This window comes from Pseudomonas sp. B21-047 (assembly GCF_024748775.1).
Taxonomy (GTDB): domain Bacteria; phylum Pseudomonadota; class Gammaproteobacteria; order Pseudomonadales; family Pseudomonadaceae; genus Aquipseudomonas; species Aquipseudomonas capeferrum.
The window spans coordinates 4,516,906-4,537,300 of record NZ_CP087169.1; the positions used below are offsets into that span (position 1 = coordinate 4,516,906).

Below are 20,395 nucleotides of genomic sequence, written 5' to 3' on the forward strand. Positions count from 1 at the left end.
CGCGACTGGCGCGGGTTTCTTGCGAAGGGTGCGGCTTAGAGCTTTTGCAGGTCACGCTGCGCCAGTTGCGCGGCGGATGTGCCGGGGTACTGGGTGATGACCTGTTGCAGAATGCCTTTGACCTTGTCGGTGTGGCCCATGCGGCGCTCGACGTCGGCCAGCTTGTACAGCGAATCAGGCACTTTGCTGTGCTTGGGGTACTTCTGGCTCACCTGCGCGAACGCCTGGCTGGCACCTGGCAGGTCGCCCTTGGCCAGGTTCACCTCACCCAGCCAATACTGGGCATTGCCGGCGTACTGGCTGTTGGGGTACTTGCGCAGGAAGGCGTTGAACGCCTGGCTGGCCTTGTCGAAGTCCTTCTGCTTGATCAGGTCGAAAGCGGCATCGTAATAGAGCTTCTCTTTCGCCGGATCACCGGGCTCGCCACTGGCGGCCGGTTGTTGCGCAGCGGCGCCAGCGGCACCTGCTGCTGCACCGGCGGCGGCATTGGATGCGCCCCCGGTAGAGGAATTGTCAGGGGTCGCGGCAGGCGCGGCACCACTGTTGATGCGACGGTCCAGGTCCTGGTATCGCTCCAGGTTTTCCTGCTTCATGCGCGACACATCGTTTTGCAGCTCTTCGATGATGCCTTGCTGGCGGGAAAGCTGGTCCTGCATCTGTTGCAGCTGCATGAACAGCTGGCCCTGTGCCGAGGTAGGGGTTGAAGCCCCTGCCCCGGCATAGGCGCCGCTCGTGCCATAACCCGCAGGCGGATAACTGCCTGCGTTGTCATCTACTACAGGGACCTCAGCCCAGGCCGCGAGCGGCAGGCTGAGTGCGAGGACGGTTACTACACGGCGGCACATTCGCATGGGAACTTACTTACGCAGTTCTACGCGACGGTTCTGAGCCCAGGATTGCTCGTCGTTGCCGGTAGCAACAGGACGCTCTTCACCGTAGGAGACCAGTTCCAGCTGAGCAGGGGAAACGCCCTGCAGAACCAGGTAACGCTGAACGGCCTTGGCACGACGCTCACCCAGAGCCATGTTGTACTCGCGGGTGCCGCGCTCGTCGGTGTTGCCTTCCAGAACAACGCGGTTGCCGTTGGACTTCAGGTCCTTGGCGTGAACGTCCAGAGCGCGCATGGCTTCTGGCTTCAGGTCCGAGCTGTCGTATTCGAAGTAGAAGGTGGTGATTGCGCGCAGGGCGGCTTCTTCGCTCAGGGAGCCGTCGACAGCGCCAGTGTTGGCACCGTAGCCAGCGTTCGGGTCAACAGCGCCTTCACCAGCGTTGTCACCGCCTTTCGAGGAGCAACCTACAGCTACAGCCATGGCCAGAGCCAGCGCAGCGAATTTACCAAACTTCAGCATTTCCATCGTGAAACTCCTAATGAAACCCCAGTGTGTTAAGCAAAACGTATTACGCCGCAATCAGTTCAGGTAAGGGGACCAGGACGGTTCTCTGACTTCGCCTTGAGCGGTAGGAAGTGGGAGCCTCACGCGGCCATTAAGCGACACGAGCATCAAGACTCCCCGGCCCTGCTGGCGGGTGGCGTAGATTAGCATGGTGCCGTTTGGCGCAACAGTGGGAGACTCATCAAGACTTGTTTCTGAGAGAATCTTTACACTTCCGCGTTGCAAGTCCTGTGCCGCCACTTTGAAGTTGGTGAAGCCCTGCTGACGGTGGATCATCACCAGCGTCTTTTCGTCCGCCGAAAGTTTCGGGTTGGCGTTGTAGTTACCAACGAAAGTTACGCGCTCGGCGCTACCACCACTGACCGACTGTTTGTAGATCTGCGGCTTGCCGCCACGGTCGGAGGTGAAGTACAGGGTGTTGCCATCCTTGCCCCAGAACGGCTCGGTATTGATACCGGGGCCGGCAGTGACACGGCTGATCTGACGCGAAGCCACGTTCATCACGTAGATGTCCGGGTTGCCATCTTTCGACAGCACGAACGCCAGGCGCGAACCGTCAGGCGACCAGGCCGGTGCACCGTTGAGGCCTTCGAAGTTGGTGACCTGCTCACGGCGGCCGGTGTCGATGTGCTGCACGAAGATGCGCGGGCGCTTCTGCTCGAACGACACATAGGCAATACGCTTGCCATCCGGTGCAAAGCGTGGCGACAGGATCGGCTCACGCGATTGCAGCAGGGTCACTGCCCGGGCACCGTCGTAGTCCGAGCGCTGCAGGGTGTAACGGGTGTTGTTGGTGGAGAAACGCTCGGCCGTCACGTACAGCATGCGGGTAGAGAACGCACCCTTGATGCCGGTGAGCTTTTCGAACGACTGGTCGGCGATGTAGTGCGACATGTCGCGCAGTTGGTCGACGCTGCCTGCCACGCTGCCGGTCAGCACTTGCTGCTCGGTGGCGACGTTGAACAGGGCGTACTGCACCTGCAGGCGGCCGCCGGACGGCACGATGCTGCCAACCATCACGTACTGCGCACCCAACGCCTTCCAGTCGCGGAAGATGACTTCGCTGGCCTGGGAAGGCTGGCTGATCATGTTCTGCCGCGGGATCGGCGAGTAGTAGCCGGAGTTGCGCAGGTCGTTGCCAATGATGTCAGCCATGTCTTCGGGCAGCACGCTGCCGCCCTGCAGACCGAACGGCACTACCGCGATGGGCGTGGCCCGGTCGCTGCCGCTGGTGACCAGGATGTTCTTTTCCTCTGCTACGGCCATGCCTGCCACGCAGCACAGCATGACCAGCAGTCCTCGAAGGAGTTTAATCACAACGCTAGATCCTCAGGAGTAAATGTCATCTTGAACGAACGATACCTGTTGAAATCGCTCGGCTTCATACCCTGCATTTCGGTCAGACGACCGATGTTCTTCATTGCTGCCACCGCCGAACTGTCAAACGGGCCGTCGCCACTGGAGCGCAACACGCTGACGTTGGTGATGGTGCCATCTGGCAGCATGTTGATCTGCAGGACTACCGTCATGCCCTTGCGCGCGGAAGGCGGACGTGCCCAGCCCTCGGCTGCGCGCATGCGGATCAGGTCGTCGAAATCGCCGGCCACCTGGTCACCTTGCTCGTCAGCCAGCGCCTGCTGCCGCTCGGTGGTATCGGACAACAGCTCGGCCAGGGCCTGGGCTTTCTTGTCTTCTGCCGACTTGCGGGCCGCTTCCTGTGCCTTTTTCTTCTGGGCGTCTGCCGCGGCCTTTTTCTTGGCCTCTTCAGCTGCCTTCTTCTTCGCGTCCTCTGCCGCCGCTTTCTTCTTGGCGTCCTCGGCTGCTTTCTTCTTGGCCTCTTCGGCTGCCTTTTTCTTGGCATCCTCGGTGGCTTGTTTTTTCGCTTCCTCGGCGGCCTCTTTCTTGGCGTCCTCGGCGGCTTTCTTCTTGGCCTCTTCCTCTGCCTTCTTCTTGGCGATGTCGGCCTGCTGTTTCTCGGCGGCTTTCTTCGCCTCATCGGCCTTCTTGGCTTCGGCGGCTTTCTTGGCCTCGGTGGCCTCTTTCGCCTCGGCGGCCTTGGCGGCGTCCTCGGCCTTCTTGGCTTCGGCGGCCTCGCGAGCCTCTTCGGCCTTTTGAGCGGCGTCGGCTTTCTTTTGTTCCGCGGCCTTCACGGCCTCTTGCTCGACCTTCTTCTGCTCCAGCTGCTCGACTTCGGTCTGGCGCGAGGCGGTTTTCTTCGCTTCCCCGGCAATCTTCTGATTGGTCTGGGTAGTCGCCTGGCTCTTGGACTTGAGCTGATACAGAGTAGCCTGGACGATCGGCTTGGAAGGCGGCAGTTCAGGCGTCATGGCAAAACTGACGAACAGCATAGCGAACACCAGCACATGCAGGCCGATGGCCCAGACGCTGGGCCAGAAGTAGCTTTCCGAGGCGGATGGCTCTCGCTGTTGCATCAGGGCGCCTCGGTAATCAGGCCAACGTTACCGACACCGGCCTTCTGCAACCCGCCCATGGCACCCATGACCGCGCCGTAGTCGACAGCCTTGTCGCCACGAATGAAGACCTGGGTCTGCTTGCCCTGGTCACGACCGGCAGCAATGATCTTGGTCACTGCGTTGGTCATGTCGGGCAAGGTCATGGCCTTGTCCATCTGTTTATCGGTATCGACTTCGCTGCCGAGGTTCCAGTAGTAGGTCTTGTCGGCCTTGATGGAGATGGTGAGGATCTGGACGTTGTTGTCTTGCGGCAAGGCTTCACTGGAAACCTTGGGCAGGTCGACCTTCACGCCCTGGTTGAGCATGGGGGCCGTCACCATGAAGATGACCAGCAGCACCAGCATCACGTCGATGTAGGGCACCACGTTCATCTCGGCGACCGGCTTGCGTTTGTGGCGAACTCGGGCCATGGGCTTCTACCTGATTACTCTTCGCTGGTGTGCACTTTACGGTGCAGGATCGCCTGGAACTCGTCGGCGAAGGTGTAGTAACGGCCGATCAGCACTTCGCTGCGTGCGGCGAAACGGTTGTAGGCGATAACCGCAGGGATTGCCGCGAACAGGCCGATTGCGGTGGCGATCAGGGCTTCGGCGATACCTGGGGCAACCGTGGCCAAAGTGGCCTGCTGGGCGCTGGCCAGGCCGCGGAAGGAGTTCATGATGCCCCACACGGTACCGAACAAGCCGATGTACGGGCTGGTCGAACCGACAGTGGCGAGGAACGGCAGGCTCTGCTCGAGCTTTTCTTCCTCACGCGAGATGGCCACGCGCATGGCCCGGCCAACGCCTTCCATGACCGCGTCCGGGTCTACGCCAGGCTGCTGGCGCAGGCGCGAAAACTCCTTGAAACCTGCGCGGAAGACTTGCTCCACGCCCGAATCAGGGTCCGGGTTACTGCCTGCCTGACGGTACAGCTTGGACAGGTCGATGCCCGACCAGAAGCGCTCCTCGAAGGCATCCAGCGCACGACGACCGGCGCGCAGCATGGTGCTGCGCTGAAAGATCATGATCCATGAGGTGACCGAGGCGGCCACCAGGATCAGCATTACCAGCTGTACCACCACGCTGGCATTGCTGACCAGACTCCACATGGAGGTATGGTCGACGACGTTAGCTTCCACGCTTATTCTCCTGCATTCGATTGAGTACCCGAGCCGTCCGCCACAAAGGCGTCGCGCAGCTTGGGGGGTATGGCTCGGGGTTTGAAAGTGTCGGCGCGCACGGCGGCCACCAGGAACTGCCCCTCGCAGAGCAGCGTTTCATCCTTTTCCCGCCAGACCTGCTGCACGAAGCGCAGGCTGGCACGATTGAGTTCAAGTACTTGCGCGGTGACCCGTAGCTCATCGTCCAGCCGCGCCGGCGCGTGATAGCGCGCCTCGCTGGAATGGACCACGAACAACAGGTTTTCACCGGCCAGCTGCGACTGGGAAAAGCCCAGGTGCCGCAACCGCTCGGTACGCGCGCGCTCCATGAATTTCAGGTAGTTGACGTAATACACCACGCCGCCCGCATCGGTGTCTTCGTAATAGACGCGACAACGGTGGGCGAACGGTTCGAGCTGATTTTGCGCGCGCATACTCTAGTGCTTACTCCTCAGCTTGCCAATCCGCTGCGGCAACTGTTTTTTCTTCATTAATGTCTTATTGCCAGCGCGCCTGTGGCATGCCAGCGGTAGGACCACAAAAAGCCGGTTTTGATCTGTCATTCATCGCCTGGCTCGGAAAAATCACTACCCTCCCCCAGGCGCCCGGGAACATTCAGGCCAAAGTGCAGGTAGGCATGCCGGGTGACCACACGGCCGCGCGGCGTGCGCATGATGTAACCCTGCTGGATCAGGTAGGGTTCGAGCACGTCCTCGATGGTGTGACGCTCTTCGCTGATGGCTGCCGCAAGGTTGTCCACCCCCACCGGGCCACCGTCGAATTTCTCGATCATGGTCAACAGCAGGCGGCGGTCGGAGTGGTCGAAACCACGCTCGTCGACGTCAAGCAGGTTCAGCGCAAGGTCTGCCACGGCCTTGGTGATCTGGCCCTTGCCGCGCACCTCGGCATAGTCGCGCACACGGCGCAGCAAGCGGTTGGCGATACGTGGCGTGCCACGGGCACGCCGGGCGATCTCGAAGGCGCCCTGGTCTTCGATGACCAGGCCCAGGATACCGGCGGAACGGCTGACAATGGTCGCCAGGTCCTTGTCGCTGTAGAACTCCAGGCGCTGAACAATGCCGAAACGGTCCCGCAAGGGGTTGGTCAGCATGCCGGCACGGGTGGTGGCCCCCACCAGGGTGAAGGGCGGCAGGTCGAGCTTGATCGAGCGTGCGGCGGGCCCCTCGCCGATCATGATGTCGAGCTGGAAGTCTTCCATTGCCGGGTAGAGCACCTCTTCGACGACCGGCGAAAGCCGGTGAATTTCGTCGATGAACAGCACGTCATGGGGCTCAAGGTTGGTCAGCATCGCCGCCAGGTCGCCCGGGCGCTCGAGAATTGGCCCCGAGGTACTCTTGACCGACACGCCCATTTCCTGGGCGATGATGTTGGCCAGGGTGGTCTTGCCCAGCCCTGGCGGGCCGAAGATCAAGGTATGGTCAAGCGACTCGCTGCGGCCACGCGCGGCCTGGATGAACAGCGCCATCTGCTCGCGCACCACGGGCTGCCCGATGTAGTCGTCCAGGCGCAAGGGGCGGATCGCGCGGTCCTGGACCTCTTCGCGGTCACGCCCACTGGCGGCGATCAGACGGTCGGCTTCGATCACTTGGTAATCATCCCTTTGAGGCTGCGGCGGATCAGCTCTTCACTGCTCAGGCCGGCCTTGTCCTTGATGGCGGACACTGCCTTGCTGGCTTCCTGGGGTTTGTAGCCCAGGGAAACCAATGCACTGACCGCATCGGCCTCGGCCGAGGAGTCGCCGCTGGCCGGTACCGGCCCGTCGGACACCAGGGTGAACATGGCCGGCGAGGTCTCCCAGGCCTTGAAGCGGTCCTTGAGTTCGACCAGCAGGCGTTCGGCGGTCTTCTTGCCAACACCCGGCACGCGCACCAGGGCCGAGGTGTCCTGGGCCTGCACGCAGCGCACCAATTCGTCGGCTTCCAGGCCCGACATCAATGCCAGCGCCAGCTTCGGCCCGACGCCATTGAGGCGAATGAGTTCGCGGAACAGTTCGCGCTCGCGCTTTTCGTGGAAGCCATAGAGCAAGTGGGCGTCTTCACGTACCACCAGGTGGGTGTGCACGGTCACCGTTTCGCCAACCCTGGGCAGGCGATACAGGGTGGTCATGGGCACTTCCAGCTCGTAGCCCACGCCATTGACGTCGATAATCAGGTGCGGCGGTTGTTTTTCCGCCAGGGTGCCGCGCAAACGTCCAATCACGTTCCGATCCTTCCTCTCGGGGAGCCGGTCAAAGACCGCTCAACCCTATCAGCAAATGCGCCGGGTGAGCTTGCCACCCGAACAAAATGTGTATCAGCGCATGAAGCGCTTACAGACGCAAGCGCCCACCGCGTCGGCGTGCCGTGGCCAAGCCATGTGGCACCAGGCTGGAGCGGGTATGGGCATGGCACAGGGCGATGGCGAGGGCGTCGGAGGCGTCGATCTGCGGCTTTTGCGTCAGCTTGAGCAGGTGCATGACCATCATCATCACTTGCTCCTTGTTGGCACCGCCCGTGCCCGCGACGGCCTGCTTGACCTGGGTGGCACTGTATTCGGCGATTTCCAGCCCCGCCTCGGCCGCCGCCACGATCGCCGCACCGCGGGCCTGGCCGAGCTTGAGCGCCGAGTCGGGGTTGCGGGCCATGAACACCCGTTCGATGCCCATGGTTACCGGTTCGTGCAGCCTGATGACCTCGCCGACACCGCGAAAGACGATCTGCAGACGTTCATGCAACTCGCCACTGCCCGTGCGGATACAACCCGACGCCACATACTCGCAACCACGGGCCGTTTGGCGAACCACGCCGTAACCGGTGATCCGCGAGCCGGGGTCGATACCAAGAATCAGAGTCATAACGCCTGTCGTATTTAGGGATGCATTTTTGCAAACTGCACCGGCCCTTTCGCAGGGCGAGCCCGCCCCCACAGGTACCCCGCTGGCCTTAAGGATGGCAGGGACCTGTGGGAGCGGGCTCGCCCCGCGAAAGGGCCGGTACAGACGCTGAAAAACTCACTTGCCGGGCTTGATCCGCCAGCACACCTTAGCCGAGTTTTTCCATGATCTCGTCAGAAATCTGCGCATTGGAATAGACGTTCTGCACGTCGTCCAGGTCCTCGAGCATGTCGATCAGCTTGAGCACCTTTTCTGCGCCTTCCAGGTCGAGTTCGGCGCTGGTGGTCGGCTGCATGACGATTTCGGCGTCATTGGCATTGAAGCCGGCCTCTTCCAGGGCATTACGCACAGCGTAGAAGCTGTTGAAGGAAGTGAAGACGTCGAACGAGCCATCGTCATTGCTCACCACGTCGTCGGCATCGGCCTCCATCGCGGCTTCCATCAAGGCGTCTTCATCCACCCCCGGCGCGAAGCTGATCTGGCCCTTGCGCTCGAACAGGTAGGCCACCGAGCCATCGGTACCGAGGTTGCCACCACACTTGGTGAAGGCATGACGCACGGCCGCGGCAGTACGGTTGCGGTTGTCGGTCATGGCCTCGACCATGATCGCCACGCCACCTGGGCCGTAACCCTCGTAGCTGAGCTCTTCGACGTTGTCGCTTTCGTTGGTGCCAGCACCACGGGCAACAGCGCGGTCGATGATATCGCGGCTCATGTTGGCGCCAAGGGCCTTGTCCAGCGCCAGACGCAGGCGCGGGTTGGACGCCGGGTCACCGCCGCCCTGCTTGGCTGCAACGGTCAGCTCGCGGATCCACTTGGTGAAAACCTTGCCTCTCTTGGCATCCTGGCGCTCTTTGCGGTGCTTGATGTTCGCCCACTTGGAATGACCAGCCATAACGACTCCAAATTCTTTGAAACACAAACAATTGCGCCCCTGACGGGGCGCAACGACAAAAAAACCTGCGCCGTAACGCAAAGGCGCATCCATGTGGATGCGCCTGGGGCCCGCTTACTCGACCTTGGTCTGTTCGCGCAGGCGGATGTGCAGCTCGCGCAAGGCCTTGGCGTCGACCATGCCTGGGGCCTGGGTCATGACGCAGGCAGCGCTCTGGGTTTTCGGGAAGGCGATCACTTCACGGATCGACTGGGCGCCGGTCATCAGCATGACCAGGCGATCCAGGCCGAAGGCCAGGCCACCGTGAGGCGGGGCGCCGAACTTCAGGGCGTCGAGCAGGAAGCCGAACTTCTCTTCCTGTTCTGCCGCTTCGATACCCAGCAGACGGAACACCGCCTGTTGCATCTCTTTGCGGTGGATACGGATCGAGCCGCCACCCAGTTCGGTGCCGTTCAGCACCATGTCGTAAGCACGCGACAGCGCGGTGGCCGGGTTGGCCTCCAGCTCTTGCGGGGAGCACTTCGGTGCAGTGAACGGGTGGTGCAGCGCAGTGAAGCTGCCGTCGTCGTTCTCTTCGAACATCGGGAAGTCGACAACCCACATCGGCGCCCATTCGCAGGTGTGCAGGTTGAAGTCGTTACCCACCTTGATCCGCAGCGCGCCCAGGGCTTCGCTGACGATCTTGGCCTTGTCGGCGCCGAAGAACACGATGTCGCCATCGACTGCGCCCACGCGATCGAGGATCACGTTGAGGTTGGCCTCAGGGATGTTCTTGACGATCGGCGACTGCAGGCCTTCGACGCCTTTGGCGCGCTCGTTGACCTTGATGTACGCCAGGCCCTTGGCACCATAGATGCCGACGAACTTGGTGTACTCGTCGATCTTGCTGCGCGGCATGCTGGCGCCGCCTGGCAGACGCAGGGCGGTAACGCGGCACTTAGGATCGTTGGCCGGGCCTGCGAAGACCTTGAACTCGACGTCCTTGAGCTGATCGGCAACGTCGACCAGTTCCAGCGGGTTACGCAGGTCTGGCTTGTCGGAACCGTAACGGCGCATGGCTTCTTCGAAGGTCATGTGCGGGAATTCACCGAACTCCAGGTCCAGGACTTCCTTGAACAGCTTGCGGATCATGCTCTCGGTGAGGCCCATGATCTCGGCTTCATCGAGGAAGCTGGTCTCGATGTCGATCTGGGTGAATTCCGGCTGGCGGTCAGCACGCAGGTCTTCGTCACGGAAGCATTTGGCGATCTGGTAGTAACGGTCGAAACCGGCAACCATCAGCAACTGCTTGAACAGCTGGGGCGACTGCGGCAGGGCAAAGAAGCTGCCAGCGTGGGTGCGGCTCGGCACCAGGTAGTCACGCGCGCCTTCTGGGGTGGCGCGGGTGAGGATCGGCGTCTCGACGTCAAGGAAGCCGTTCTCGTCGAGGAAGCGACGGATGCTGCTGGTGATGCGCGAACGCAGACGCAGCTTGTCGGCCATTTCCGGACGACGCAGGTCGATGAAGCGGTAGCGCAGGCGGGTTTCCTCGCCGACGTCGGAGTATTCGTTGAGCGGGAACGGCGGCGTTTCGGCCTCGTTGAGCACCTGCAGCTCGTAGCCCAGCACTTCGATGCCACCGGAGGCCATGTTCGGGTTGACCGCGCCTTCCGGACGGCGGCGTACCTTGCCGGTGATCTGCACGACGTACTCGCTGCGCACACGGTCGGCGGCAGCGAAGGTTTCGGCGCGATCAGGGTCGAATACGACCTGGGCCATGCCCTCGCGGTCACGGATGTCGAGGAAGATCACCCCGCCGTGGTCGCGGCGACGATGGACCCAGCCGCAAAGGGTGACTTCCTGGCCGTCCAGGCTCTCGTTCAGTTGGCCGCAATAATGGCTGCGCATCATGATGGTGGTTTCGCTTCTCGTGATTCGTGTATTCGGTGGAGGCCTTGGCCGCCCAGAGGGCTAATACTGCAAGACCCGGTCACAGCATTCAACTCAGTCGGCCTTGTCGCCGCCTGCCAGATTCTTTTTTGCCCCGGTCTTGAAGTCGGTTTCGTACCAACCGGTGCCGCTCAGGCGAAAGCCTGGGACAGACAGCAGCTTCTTCAGTGCCGGCGCCTGACAGGCCGGGCAATCGGTCAGCGGCGCGGCGCTGATCTTCTGCAGCGCTTCCATGCGGTGCTCGCAGGACGCACATTGATAGTCATAAAGGGGCATGGGTGTCTCTCGTCAACCATAACGCTGGCTGCCGGGGCAGCAAAAAGCGGGATTATATATGGTTAGCAAGCACTGCGCAGCCCGCCTGGCGATCAGCGTGCACTCGGCGGGTCGAGCAGCCAGGCGACGCAGATCACGCGGATCAGGCCGCTGAAGTTGCGCACCCCACCCTGGCGCAGATGTACCTCGCGGTCCACATACGACAGCACCGCACTGACCGAACAGCGGTTGGCCTCGGCGATACGCTCCAGAATGCCCCAGTAGACTGCTTCCAGCCGCAGGCAGGTTGAAAACCCATTGAGCCGGACCGAGCGTGACACCGGCCTGATCTGCAGCATGTCGAAATCGGCCTTGAAGGGGTCGACGCATTGCTTGCCTGGCCACCCCCCCTGACCAGCGCCCCGCTTGTCCACCTGCCACATACTCGCCATCGGGCCACTCCATCCATCGACTGTCATTGCCCTGCACCCAGGGCTACGGCAGCCATGAAGCGCCAGCCTGCGCATCCGCAGCAGCGGCAAAACCTTCCCGCAGAAATGCAGAAAGCCCGGTTGCCGTGACGGCAACCGGGCTTTTCAGGCTTTTCTGACGCTACGGCGGCTATTTACCGTCAAGCAACACGCGCAGCATCCAGGCAGTCTTTTCGTGCACCTGCATGCGCTGGGTCAGCAAGTCGGCGGTCGGCTCATCGCTGACCTTATCCACCACCGGGAAGATGCTGCGCGCCGTGCGCACGACCGCTTCCTGGCCTTGCACCAACTGACGGATCATCTCATCCGCCACCGGCACGCCCTCCTCCTCCTTGATCGAAGAATGCCGCGCATAAAATGCATAGGACCCCGGTGCCGGGAAGCCCAGGGCTCGAATCCGCTCGGCGATCGAGTCGACCGCCAGGGCCAGCTCGTTGTATTGCTCTTCGAACATCAGGTGCAGGGTGCGAAACGAAGGGCCGGTGACGTTCCAATGAAAATTATGGGTTTTCAGATACAGCACATAGGTATCCGACAACAGGCGCGACAGCCCGTCGACGATGGACTTGCGATCCTCTTCACTGATACCGATATCGATTGCCATGAAGTTCCCCTTTCCATAAGGCTTGATGATCAAGCGGGCCCTTGACACTGTATCAACACTTGGCAAAAGCCGCCTGTGACATGGCGCAACACATCGGCTGCGCAGACCTGCGGTTTGAGTAGCCTGCGCCTTTGCTGTTAAATAGGCAGGGTGCCACCCGTGCGGATTGTCATTGCCGGGTGCATAGGCTGGCCCATCACGTGTTCGCGCTTTACACCTCATGCGCACCGTGTCGCCAGCTCTTCCTGTGATCAGCTTGTCAACTGTGAGCCAACCCCATGTTCAAGATCGTCCATCTGGTGACGGGCGTAGCGGCTTTGCTGCTATCGCTCATGCCCAGCCTGAAAACCGATGCAACACCCTTCCTGCAGCAACCCGATGCGGTCTACCTGGCACTGCTCGGCCTGCTTAACCTGGTATTGGCCCCGGTCGTGCCGCTGTACTACCGAGGTGCACGGCAACAGCTGCAACACCTGGCTTGCGCCTTGCTGGTGGTCGCCGTGGTACTGCAGACACTGACCCTGCTGGCTCGCCCCGAGATGGGCAACCTGGCTGCACTGGTGTGCGCGGTGCTGGCCGTGGCCCTGCACCTGGCCGCAGGTTTCGCCCGCAGCCCCCGCAAGGCCCGCAGCAGCCAGAGCGCCCCACTGGAGGCCGGCAACCGCGATACGGGCACCGTGAAGTGGTTCAATACTTCCAAAGGCTTTGGCTTTATTTCCCGCGATTCGGGCGATGACATCTTCGTGCACTTTCGCGCTATTCGCGGCGAAGGCCACCGTATTCTGGTGGAAGGCCAGCGCGTCGAGTTTTCGGTCATGCACCGTGACAAAGGCCTGCAGGCCGAAGATGTGGTGGCAGTAACCCGTCGCTGACCTTGCCAGCCCTGGTGCAATGCCAGGGCTGCCTGAACTCAATAATGAGGGGGCGGCGCCTCTTCTCCCTCGCTGCCGTACTGCCCTACCATTTCTTCGTAACGCTTGAGCAGTTCGGCCATCTGCAGTTGCAAGCGGTCGATCACACGCCCCTGCTCGACCACCACATCATTCAACGCCTGGAGCGTGTCGTCCTGGAACGCCTGGCGGGTTTCAAGCTCGATAATTCGCGATTCAGGTGACATATCAGGCCTCCCGGTAATCGTTGTCGAGCAGCGTGCGAAGGCGTTGACGAATGGCGTCGACCTGCCCAGGCGCATACTCGCCCGCAGGCACCTTGCCCCACACCGGCGCAGGCCAGGCCACATCGCCATGGCGGCGAACGATGACATGCATGTGCAACTGGCTGACCACGTTACCCAGCGTGGCAACGTTCATCTTGTCAGCCTTGAACTCACCCTTGAGCGCCTGCGACAGGTCCGTGGTTTCCTTGAACAGCTGGGCCTGGTCTTCCTGACTCAAGTCGAACACTTCGCTCACGCCGGCGCGCCTGGGCACCAGGATGAACCAGGGGTAATTGGCATCTTTGCTGAGCAGCAGACGGCACAACGGGAAGTCTCCAAGCACCAGGCAATCCTGCTGCAAACGCGTATCCATCTCAAACACTGCAAAACCTCCAACAGACAAAAACGGGCCCGCCCTACACGGGGCATCGGGCAAGGATACCTTGCTTCGCAGGCGCCGGCATGCAAGCGCTGCCCTGCGCTGCACACTTTAAGTTCATCTATGCCCCCCCGCCTGCACAACGGCGGTAACACAGCGCTACTTTTCGCACCAAAATGAGGCCGCAAACGAGCACACCACTACGCTTTTACCCACTCGAATGACACTGCATTAACAGTGGCCGGTAACACATTGACTTTTATGACAGCTTTTGGGTTTCAAACGCCTAACTTATCTGGCACACCATCAGACAAGCTTCAGCCCGTGTTTTCGGTACTTTCCGACCTTCGGCACCCCGATTTGTGAAAATTTCATGAACCGGGGTTAATTTTGTGCACGCTTGTTGCATTCCCTCCACACCAAGTCGGCACGACATCTGCATCAAGGGATGTACGCGACAAATAACAACAGCCGCTTTGGATACACCAGGGAGTTTCCCTAGCCGGAATCTGTAGTTACAGATTCGTTACGGTGACAGGAACGGCGCTGGCGTTGTACGGCCCGGGAATCCGGGACGTGATTTGCGACATGGAATTACCTACAAGCGACATGACCATAAAGATCCCGAAAGGTTCTATATGCCCATATCGCCAACAACAGTCAGCGTGCTATACATTTCCGCCGACATAACAAGAAAGAGCTGCCCCATATAACTAAAAGACTTGGGCGCAGCGGTACTCTTCCTAAAAACCAAAGGAGCAAATCACGATGCGCGTGATGAAGTGGAGCATGATCGCCCTGGCCGTTTCGGCAGGGACCTCGCAATTGGCCTTCGCCTCTGCACAAGACGAGTCCAAGGGTTTCATCGAAGACAGCCAGCTGAACGTCAAAACTCGCATGCTGTACTTCAGCCGTGACTTCCGCAACAACCCAGCCGGCACCCAGAGCCGCGTGGAAGAAACCGGCCTTGGCTTCCTCGGCACTTACGAATCGGGCTTCACCCAGGGCACCGTAGGCTTCGGCGTCGACGCCATCGGCATGCTTGGTCTGAAGCTGGACAGCGGCCGTGGCCGTGCCGGCACCGGCCTGTTCCCACAAGGCTCCGACGGTCGCTCGCAAGATGATTACTCCGAAGGCGGTGGCGCTGTAAAAATGCGCATCTCCAATACCGTGCTGAAGTTCGGCGACCAGTTCACCGCCATGCCAGTATTCGCCACCGACGACAGCCGACTGCTGCCGGAAGTTGCCGAAGGCGGCCTGATCACCAGCAACGAGATCAGCGGCCTGACCTTGAACGCCGGTCACTTCACCGCGATGAATGCCCAGGCTCAGACCTACCACGACAGCCTGAACCTGAGCGAAGCCAACATCTTCGGTGGCACCTACGCCTTTACCGACAGCCTCAGCACCAGCATCTACTACTCGCGCGTCGAAGATCACTTCCGCAAGTGGTACGGCAACGTGAACTGGGCGCTGCCGATCAGCGACAAGCAAGGCCTGGTGTTCGACTTCAACATCTATGACACCAAGTCCATCGGCGACAACCGCACTGGCGCGTTCGTCACCAAGTCCGACGGCAGCAACGAACTCGACAACATCGCAGCCAGCCTGTCCGGCGCCTACAACATCGGCGCCCACACCTTTACCCTGGCCTACCAGAAGGTCAGCGGTGACGGCGACTACGCCTACGGCGTAGACGGCGGCGGTACCGTGTTCCTGGCCAACTCCATCGCCCGTTCCGACTTCAACGCCGAAGACGAGAAGTCCTGGCAGGCGCGCTACGACCTGAACTTCGCCGAGTTCGGCGTACCAGGCCTGACCTTCATGACCCGTTATGCTCGCGGTAGCGGTGCAACCACCCGCACCACCGACAACGGCAAGGAATGGGAACGCGACATCGACGTCAAGTACGTCATGCAGAGCGGCCCAGCGAAGGACCTGAGCTTCCGTGTCCGTCAGGCCACTTACCGTTCCAGCGACGGTGTGTACTACGGTTCGAGCTCGATCGACGAACTGCGTCTGATCGTCGAGTACCCGCTGAGCATCCTGTAAGCCTCGCTTATAGTGCCCCGCACCTGAAAAAGCCCGGCACGATTGCCGGGCTTTTTCTTGGCTGACAATTGCCACGCCCTGGGGCATCCTGTACGCCTTCGTTTCACCCCCGTACAATGCGGGGTCATTTCAACGTCTTAGGCAATCGACACGGCCCACCATGCGCACCAGTCAATATTTGCTCGCCACCCAGAAAGAAACCCCTGCCGACGCAGTGGTCATCAGCCACCAGCTCATGCTGCGCGCCGGCATGATCCGCAAACTGGCCTCGGGCCTGTACACCTGGCTGCCGATGGGCTTGCGAGTAATGCGCAAGGTCGAAGCCGTGGTCCGCGAAGAAATGAACGCCGCCGGCGCCCTGGAAGTGCTGATGCCAAGCATCCAGCCCGCCGAACTGTGGCAGGAATCCGGCCGCTGGGAGCAGTATGGCCCCGAGCTGCTGCGCCTCAAAGACCGCCACAACCGTGATTTCTGCGTTGGCCCGACCCACGAAGAAGTCATCACCGACCTGGCCCGTAACGAGCTGTCCAGCTATAAACAGCTGCCGCTCAACATGTACCAGATCCAGACCAAATTCCGTGACGAGATCCGCCCGCGCTTCGGCCTGATGCGCGGCCGCGAGTTCATCATGAAGGACGCCTACTCCTTCCATGCCGACCAGGCTTCCCTGCAGGAAACCTACGACCGCATGCACCAGGCGTACACCAACATCTTTACCCGCCTGGGCCTGGACTTCCGCCCGGTGCAGGCCGATACCGGCTCCATCGGTGGCAGTTATTCGCACGAATTCCACGTGTTGGCCGAGTCCGGCGAAGACGATGTGATCTTCAGCGACAGCTCCGACTACGCCGCCAACATCGAGAAGGCCGAGGCCATCCCGCGTGAAACCGTGCGCCCTGCCCCTGCCGAGGAGCTGCGCCTGGTCGACACCCCGGACGCCAAGACCATCGCGCAACTGGTCGAGCAGTTCGGCCTGCCGATCGAGAAAACCGTCAAGACCTTGATCGTGCGCGGCGCCGAAGAAGGCAAGCTGATCGCCCTGATCGTCCGTGGTGACCACGAGCTCAACGAAATCAAGGCCACCAAACTCGAACAGGTTGCCGACCCGCTGGTCATGGCCACCGAAGCCGAACTGCACGACGCCATTGGCGCCGGCGCAGGTTCGCTCGGCCCGCTGAACCTGCCGCTGGAATGCATCATCGACCGTTCGGTTGCCCTGATGAGCGACTTCGGCATTGGCGCCAACATCGACGACAAGCACTACTTCGGCGTCAACTGGGAACGCGACCTGCCGGTACCGCAAGTCGCCGACCTGCGCAATGTCGTCGAAGGCGACCCGAGCCCGGACGGCCAGGGCACCCTGGTGATCAAGCGCGGCATCGAAGTCGGGCACATCTTCCAGCTCGGCACCAAGTACAGCGAGGCGCTCAAGTGCCAGGTACTGGGCGAGAACGGCAAGCCGGTGGTGCTGTCGATGGGTTGCTACGGCATCGGCGTTTCCCGCGTGGTCGCCGCCGCGATCGAGCAGAGCTACGACGACAAAGGCATCATCTGGAACGATGCCCTGGCGCCATTCCAGATCGCCCTGGTGCCGCTGCGCTACGAAACCGACGTGGTTCGCGAGGCTACCGACAAGCTGTATGCCGAGCTGACCGCCGCCGGTTTTGAAGTGTTGCTGGACGACCGCGACAAGAAGACCAGCCCAGGCATCAAGTTTGCCGACATGGAGCTGATCGGCATCCCGCACCGCATCGTCGTCAGCGACCGCGGGCTGGCCGAAGGTAACCTGGAATACAAGCACCGCACCGAACAGGATGCTCAAGCGCTGCCACTCAATGAAGTGCTGTCGTTCCTGCAGGCCCGCGTTCGCCGCTGATAATCAATGCACGAGTGATCATGTCCAAGCGAAGTACCTTTACCCTGGGGGGCGCCGCACTTAGCGGCGCCCTGCTCATCAGCGGCTGCGCCAACCAGATGTCCCAGCGCAGCGAGCATGAGGAGCGCGTCGAGCGCAAGTTGCTCGAACACAGTCTGCAGATCGATGTCGGCGAGCCGAAGGTGATGGAGCTGCCGCAACGACGTGTGCGCGTGCATGAGCAGAAGCGCTTCGAAGTCACCGAATTCGAAGTCACCCGTCGCTACGACCGCTACACGCCCTACCAGCCCTGGCGGGAGGTCTACGAGATCCCGCTGGGCGCGGTGGCTGTGGTGGCCGGCGTGGGCGCCAACGTGGTCAATGTGTTCGCCTTGGGCAACCTGCCCAAAAGCGTGACCCACGACTGGCTCAGCTATGGCGCGGCGGGGCTCAACCCGTTCATGAACGTGCAGTCCAACGGTCGCGCCCAGCAGAACCTTGCCGGGATCAGCGAAGTGCAGAAGGACCAGCGCGAAGAATCCACCAGCCTGCCCTGGAGCGAGCGCCTGGTCGAGGTCAAGGCCGGCAAGATGACCCACGAGCTGACCACCGACAGAAACGGCGTACTGCGCCTAAACCTGCTCGACAGCCCGTTCTCCGAGCAGAACCTCAACCACATTGGTACCCTGCACTTGCAGGTGGTCGATGAGGACAACGCGGTGCGCGGTGACGCCAGCCTGCTGGTCAGCGCCACCCTGCGCAACAAGCTGCTCGAAGCCCACGAACTGATCTTCGACGACCTGGAAGACGATGATGTCGGCCAGTGGGTACACCGGGTCAAACGCCTGTCCGAACTGGGCCTGGAAGAGGAAGCCAGCGAAATGGAGCAGAGCCTGATCGAGCTGACGCGCAACGATCCGGAACTGCAGCAGGAATTTCTACAGTCGCTGACCAAGGCAACCGGGCGATTGGTCGCCGACCCTGGCGTGCAGTGAACTGATTCAGGGGCCGCTTTGCGGCCCCTTTCATTTAGGCGGGAACAATTCCAACTGTTCATGCGCCCCGCGCAAGTCCTTCAACCTCACCCCTACCCCCAGCAAGCGCACCGGCTTGCCACCCCGGGCAAACGCCTGCCGCAGTAACTGCCGATAACTTTCCAGGTCTCTGCCAGCCCCTGCCTGTTCCATCGTTGTCTGGCTGAAGTCATGGAACTTGACCTTGACGAAAGGCTTGTCTGGCCGGTAACTGCTGTCCATGCGGGCAATGCGTTCATTAAGGCTGTCGAGCAAGGCTGGAAGACGCTCCAGGCAACTGGCCAGGTCTGGCAGGTCAGTGTCGTAGGTGTTTTCCACGCTGACCGACTGCCTGCGGCTGTCGTTGTGCACGGCGCGGTCATCAATACCCCGCGCCAACCCCCACAACCGCTCACCAAAGCTGCCGAACTCGCGCACCAGCCCCAAGCGCGACCAGTCACGCAGGTCCAGGCAGGTATCGATACCCAGCCGCGCCAGTTTGTCCGCCGTGACCTTGCCAACGCCGTGCAACCTGGCCACCGGCAAAGCCGCGACAAAGGCTTCGACTTCACCCGGGGTTATGACGAACAGCCCGTTGGGCTTGCGCCAGTCACTGGCGATCTTGGCCAAGAACTTGTTGGGTGCAACACCCGCCGACACGGTGATATGCAAGGTACGGGCAACGCGCCGGCGGATATCTTCGGCGATACGCGTGGCGCTGCCGGCATACCACTGGCTATCGCTCACATCCAGGTAGGCTTCATCCAGCGACAACGGCTCGATCAGCTCGGTGTAGTCACGGAAAATGGCGTGAATCTCACGGGATGCCTCGCGATAGGCTTCAAAGCGTGGCTTGACGATCAACAAGTCAGGGCAAAGCTTGAGCGCATGGCGCGATGACATGGCCGAGCGCACACCATAGGCCCGCGCTTCATAATTACAGGTGGCGATCACCCCGCGGTGGTCGGCCGACCCGCCTACGGCCATGGGCCGACCGGCCAGGCGCGGGTCATCACGCATTTCGATTGCGGCATAGAAACAATCGCAGTCGACATGGATGATCTTGCGCAAGGACATGGATGACCGTCAGTACTGTAGATTCATACAGATAATATCGCATGCCTCCTACGCTGCAACAGATTGCACGCCGCTTGCCTCGACAATCGGCCTGAAACCCCCGCCGCGCCTGAGCCGCGTGCTTTGAGCGAGTGCTAAGGGTTTGAACGAAAAAGGTTTTTTAGGAAAAACGCTTGACATAGTTGCGTAAATCCGTAGAATTCGATCTCACAGGCGCGGGATGGAGCAGCCTGGTAGCTCGTCGGGCTCATAACCCGAAGGTCGTCGGTTCAAATCCGGCTCCCGCAACCAGATTCGAGAAAAGGCCACTGTTAACGCAGTGGCCTTTTTCTTTGCCCGTAGAAAAGCCATTGGCAAAAACTGGCGAGAAATCAATTAGTAGCGCTTGACACTGATTCGATAAACTGTAGAATGCGCCCCACAGACGCGGGATGGAGCAGTCTGGTAGCTCGTCGGGCTCATAACCCGAAGGTCGTCGGTTCAAATCCGGCTCCCGCAACCAGCTTTAAGAAAAGGCCACTGTTAACGCAGTGGCCTTTTTCTTTGCATCGAAAATGATGCCGAAGAAAAAAGATCGATAAATCAACAATTAACGCTTTACACAGTTTCAACAAGCTGTAGAATGCGCGCCTCTGACGCGGGATGGAGCAGTCTGGTAGCTCGTCGGGCTCATAACCCGAAGGTCGTCGGTTCAAATCCGGCTCCCGCAACCATATTCGTCAGAACAAACCCCGCCTGTGTAACAGCAGCGCGGGGTTTGTTGCTTTACGCCCTCTGCATTTCGTCG

At 60.9% G+C, this 20,395-nt stretch carries 22 protein-coding genes and 3 tRNA genes; 7 read left to right on the forward strand and 18 right to left on the reverse strand.

Annotated features, from left to right (window positions below):
- Positions 1-35: 35 nt before the first annotated feature.
- From ybgF to LOY26_RS20475, 15 genes are all read right to left on the reverse strand, one after another.
- On the reverse strand, positions 36-851 hold the full coding sequence (ybgF, locus tag LOY26_RS20405) for a tol-pal system protein YbgF (protein WP_186658332.1): 816 nt from the start codon (positions 849-851) through the stop codon (positions 36-38).
- A gap of 6 nt (positions 852-857) precedes the next feature.
- The gene (gene pal / locus LOY26_RS20410; protein ID WP_008090230.1) at positions 858-1,355 is read right to left on the reverse strand and encodes a peptidoglycan-associated lipoprotein Pal; all 498 of its coding nucleotides are present in this window, start codon (positions 1,353-1,355) and stop codon (positions 858-860) included.
- A gap of 54 nt (positions 1,356-1,409) precedes the next feature.
- On the reverse strand, positions 1,410-2,681 hold the full coding sequence (tolB, locus tag LOY26_RS20415) for a Tol-Pal system beta propeller repeat protein TolB (protein WP_033699839.1): 1,272 nt from the start codon (positions 2,679-2,681) through the stop codon (positions 1,410-1,412).
- 26 nt (positions 2,682-2,707) lie between these two features.
- Positions 2,708-3,826 (reverse strand): cell envelope integrity protein TolA, encoded by a 1,119-nt coding sequence (gene tolA, locus LOY26_RS20420; RefSeq protein WP_033699841.1) that lies wholly within the window; start codon positions 3,824-3,826, stop codon positions 2,708-2,710.
- On the reverse strand, positions 3,826-4,278 hold the full coding sequence (tolR, locus tag LOY26_RS20425) for a protein TolR (protein ID WP_012273765.1): 453 nt from the start codon (positions 4,276-4,278) through the stop codon (positions 3,826-3,828). Before tolR ends, tolA begins: the two co-directional genes overlap by 1 nt.
- Before the next feature lie 14 nt (positions 4,279-4,292).
- Complete coding sequence (tolQ, locus tag LOY26_RS20430; RefSeq protein ID WP_008090219.1) at positions 4,293-4,988, reverse strand: protein TolQ; 696 nt, start codon at positions 4,986-4,988, stop codon at positions 4,293-4,295.
- A gap of 2 nt (positions 4,989-4,990) precedes the next feature.
- The gene (gene ybgC, locus LOY26_RS20435) at positions 4,991-5,443 is read right to left on the reverse strand and encodes a tol-pal system-associated acyl-CoA thioesterase (RefSeq protein ID WP_186658330.1); all 453 of its coding nucleotides are present in this window, start codon (positions 5,441-5,443) and stop codon (positions 4,991-4,993) included.
- A gap of 125 nt (positions 5,444-5,568) precedes the next feature.
- Positions 5,569-6,615 carry a Holliday junction branch migration DNA helicase RuvB gene (gene ruvB / locus LOY26_RS20440; RefSeq protein ID WP_033699844.1) on the reverse strand — a complete coding sequence of 349 codons (1,047 nt, stop codon included), beginning with the start codon at positions 6,613-6,615 and terminating at the stop codon, positions 5,569-5,571.
- A complete protein-coding gene (ruvA, locus tag LOY26_RS20445; RefSeq protein ID WP_186658316.1) occupies positions 6,612-7,229 on the reverse strand; it encodes a Holliday junction branch migration protein RuvA in 618 nt (205 codons plus the stop codon). The genes ruvB and ruvA overlap by 4 nt, the downstream gene beginning before the upstream one ends.
- Positions 7,230-7,338: 109 nt before the next feature.
- Positions 7,339-7,863 (reverse strand): crossover junction endodeoxyribonuclease RuvC, encoded by a 525-nt coding sequence (gene ruvC / locus LOY26_RS20450; RefSeq protein ID WP_033699846.1) that lies wholly within the window; start codon positions 7,861-7,863, stop codon positions 7,339-7,341.
- 187 nt (positions 7,864-8,050) lie between these two features.
- Positions 8,051-8,797, reverse strand: a complete 747-nt coding sequence (locus LOY26_RS20455; protein ID WP_186658314.1) for a YebC/PmpR family DNA-binding transcriptional regulator — start codon at positions 8,795-8,797, stop codon at positions 8,051-8,053.
- 114 nt (positions 8,798-8,911) lie between these two features.
- Positions 8,912-10,687, reverse strand: coding sequence for an aspartate--tRNA ligase (aspS, locus tag LOY26_RS20460; RefSeq protein WP_033699848.1), 1,776 nt, complete (start codon positions 10,685-10,687; stop codon positions 8,912-8,914).
- Between the two features lie 93 nt (positions 10,688-10,780).
- The gene (locus tag LOY26_RS20465) at positions 10,781-11,002 is read right to left on the reverse strand and encodes an FmdB family zinc ribbon protein (protein WP_033699849.1); all 222 of its coding nucleotides are present in this window, start codon (positions 11,000-11,002) and stop codon (positions 10,781-10,783) included.
- Between the two features lie 92 nt (positions 11,003-11,094).
- Positions 11,095-11,424 (reverse strand): ribbon-helix-helix domain-containing protein, encoded by a 330-nt coding sequence (locus LOY26_RS20470; protein WP_033700215.1) that lies wholly within the window; start codon positions 11,422-11,424, stop codon positions 11,095-11,097.
- Positions 11,425-11,602: 178 nt separating this feature from the next.
- A complete protein-coding gene (locus LOY26_RS20475; RefSeq protein WP_033699851.1) occupies positions 11,603-12,076 on the reverse strand; it encodes a Dps family protein in 474 nt (157 codons plus the stop codon).
- 278 nt (positions 12,077-12,354) lie between these two features.
- On the opposite strand from LOY26_RS20475, the gene LOY26_RS26920 reads away from it, so the two are divergent.
- Positions 12,355-12,948, forward strand: coding sequence for a cold-shock protein (locus LOY26_RS26920; RefSeq protein WP_186658308.1), 594 nt, complete (start codon positions 12,355-12,357; stop codon positions 12,946-12,948).
- A 38-nt stretch (positions 12,949-12,986) separates the two neighbouring features.
- Here LOY26_RS26920 and LOY26_RS20485 read toward each other — a convergent pair whose 3' ends face one another.
- Both LOY26_RS20485 and LOY26_RS20490 read right to left on the reverse strand, forming a co-directional pair.
- Entirely contained in the window at positions 12,987-13,193 is a 207-nt protein-coding gene (locus LOY26_RS20485) for a SlyX family protein (RefSeq protein WP_186658305.1), read from the reverse strand.
- Position 13,194: 1 nt separating this feature from the next.
- On the reverse strand, positions 13,195-13,614 hold the full coding sequence (locus tag LOY26_RS20490) for an HIT domain-containing protein (RefSeq protein WP_186665711.1): 420 nt from the start codon (positions 13,612-13,614) through the stop codon (positions 13,195-13,197).
- Between the two features lie 765 nt (positions 13,615-14,379).
- Between LOY26_RS20490 and LOY26_RS20495 the strand changes: the two genes are divergently transcribed.
- The 3 genes from LOY26_RS20495 to LOY26_RS20505 all read left to right on the forward strand — a co-directional run bounded on the left by LOY26_RS20495 (position 14,380) and on the right by LOY26_RS20505 (position 18,513).
- The gene (locus LOY26_RS20495) at positions 14,380-15,663 is read left to right on the forward strand and encodes an OprD family porin (protein ID WP_033699857.1); all 1,284 of its coding nucleotides are present in this window, start codon (positions 14,380-14,382) and stop codon (positions 15,661-15,663) included.
- A 160-nt stretch (positions 15,664-15,823) separates the two neighbouring features.
- Positions 15,824-17,539 carry a proline--tRNA ligase gene (locus LOY26_RS20500; protein ID WP_033699858.1) on the forward strand — a complete coding sequence of 572 codons (1,716 nt, stop codon included), beginning with the start codon at positions 15,824-15,826 and terminating at the stop codon, positions 17,537-17,539.
- A gap of 20 nt (positions 17,540-17,559) precedes the next feature.
- Positions 17,560-18,513 carry a hypothetical protein gene (locus tag LOY26_RS20505; RefSeq protein WP_186658299.1) on the forward strand — a complete coding sequence of 318 codons (954 nt, stop codon included), beginning with the start codon at positions 17,560-17,562 and terminating at the stop codon, positions 18,511-18,513.
- Positions 18,514-18,543: 30 nt separating this feature from the next.
- Here the strand turns inward: LOY26_RS20505 and dinB are convergent, their stop codons facing one another.
- Positions 18,544-19,602 (reverse strand): DNA polymerase IV, encoded by a 1,059-nt coding sequence (gene dinB, locus LOY26_RS20510; RefSeq protein WP_186658513.1) that lies wholly within the window; start codon positions 19,600-19,602, stop codon positions 18,544-18,546.
- 220 nt (positions 19,603-19,822) lie between these two features.
- Between dinB and LOY26_RS20515 the strand changes: the two genes are divergently transcribed.
- From LOY26_RS20515 to LOY26_RS20525, 3 genes are all read left to right on the forward strand, one after another.
- A tRNA-Met gene (locus LOY26_RS20515) sits at positions 19,823-19,899 on the forward strand.
- A 134-nt stretch (positions 19,900-20,033) separates the two neighbouring features.
- A tRNA-Met gene (locus LOY26_RS20520) sits at positions 20,034-20,110 on the forward strand.
- 134 nt (positions 20,111-20,244) lie between these two features.
- Positions 20,245-20,321: transfer RNA gene (locus LOY26_RS20525), tRNA-Met, on the forward strand.
- Positions 20,322-20,395 lie beyond the last annotated feature (74 nt).

Excerpts from the sequence above, each read along its gene's own strand:
- aspS (WP_033699848.1), bottom strand. The coding sequence starts at position 10,687 with ATGATGCGCAGCCATTATTGCGGCCAACTGAACGAGAGCCTGGACGGC.
- LOY26_RS20495 (WP_033699857.1), top strand. The coding sequence starts at position 14,380 with ATGCGCGTGATGAAGTGGAGCATGATCGCCCTGGCCGTTTCGGCAGGG.
- LOY26_RS20455 (WP_186658314.1), bottom strand. The coding sequence starts at position 8,797 with ATGGCTGGTCATTCCAAGTGGGCGAACATCAAGCACCGCAAAGAGCGC.
- LOY26_RS20500 (WP_033699858.1), top strand. The coding sequence starts at position 15,824 with ATGCGCACCAGTCAATATTTGCTCGCCACCCAGAAAGAAACCCCTGCC.
- ruvC (WP_033699846.1), bottom strand. The coding sequence starts at position 7,863 with ATGACTCTGATTCTTGGTATCGACCCCGGCTCGCGGATCACCGGTTAC.
- LOY26_RS20505 (WP_186658299.1), top strand. The coding sequence starts at position 17,560 with ATGTCCAAGCGAAGTACCTTTACCCTGGGGGGCGCCGCACTTAGCGGC.
- LOY26_RS20485 (WP_186658305.1), bottom strand. The coding sequence starts at position 13,193 with ATGTCACCTGAATCGCGAATTATCGAGCTTGAAACCCGCCAGGCGTTC.
- tolB (WP_033699839.1), bottom strand. The coding sequence starts at position 2,681 with ATGCTGTGCTGCGTGGCAGGCATGGCCGTAGCAGAGGAAAAGAACATC.
- LOY26_RS20465 (WP_033699849.1), bottom strand. The coding sequence starts at position 11,002 with ATGCCCCTTTATGACTATCAATGTGCGTCCTGCGAGCACCGCATGGAA.
- LOY26_RS26920 (WP_186658308.1), top strand. The coding sequence starts at position 12,355 with ATGTTCAAGATCGTCCATCTGGTGACGGGCGTAGCGGCTTTGCTGCTA.
- pal (WP_008090230.1), bottom strand. The coding sequence starts at position 1,355 with ATGGAAATGCTGAAGTTTGGTAAATTCGCTGCGCTGGCTCTGGCCATG.
- LOY26_RS20470 (WP_033700215.1), bottom strand. The coding sequence starts at position 11,424 with ATGTGGCAGGTGGACAAGCGGGGCGCTGGTCAGGGGGGGTGGCCAGGC.
- tolR (WP_012273765.1), bottom strand. The coding sequence starts at position 4,278 with ATGGCCCGAGTTCGCCACAAACGCAAGCCGGTCGCCGAGATGAACGTG.
- tolA (WP_033699841.1), bottom strand. The coding sequence starts at position 3,826 with ATGCAACAGCGAGAGCCATCCGCCTCGGAAAGCTACTTCTGGCCCAGC.
- ybgC (WP_186658330.1), bottom strand. The coding sequence starts at position 5,443 with ATGCGCGCGCAAAATCAGCTCGAACCGTTCGCCCACCGTTGTCGCGTC.
- ybgF (WP_186658332.1), bottom strand. The coding sequence starts at position 851 with ATGCGAATGTGCCGCCGTGTAGTAACCGTCCTCGCACTCAGCCTGCCG.
- LOY26_RS20475 (WP_033699851.1), bottom strand. The coding sequence starts at position 12,076 with ATGGCAATCGATATCGGTATCAGTGAAGAGGATCGCAAGTCCATCGTC.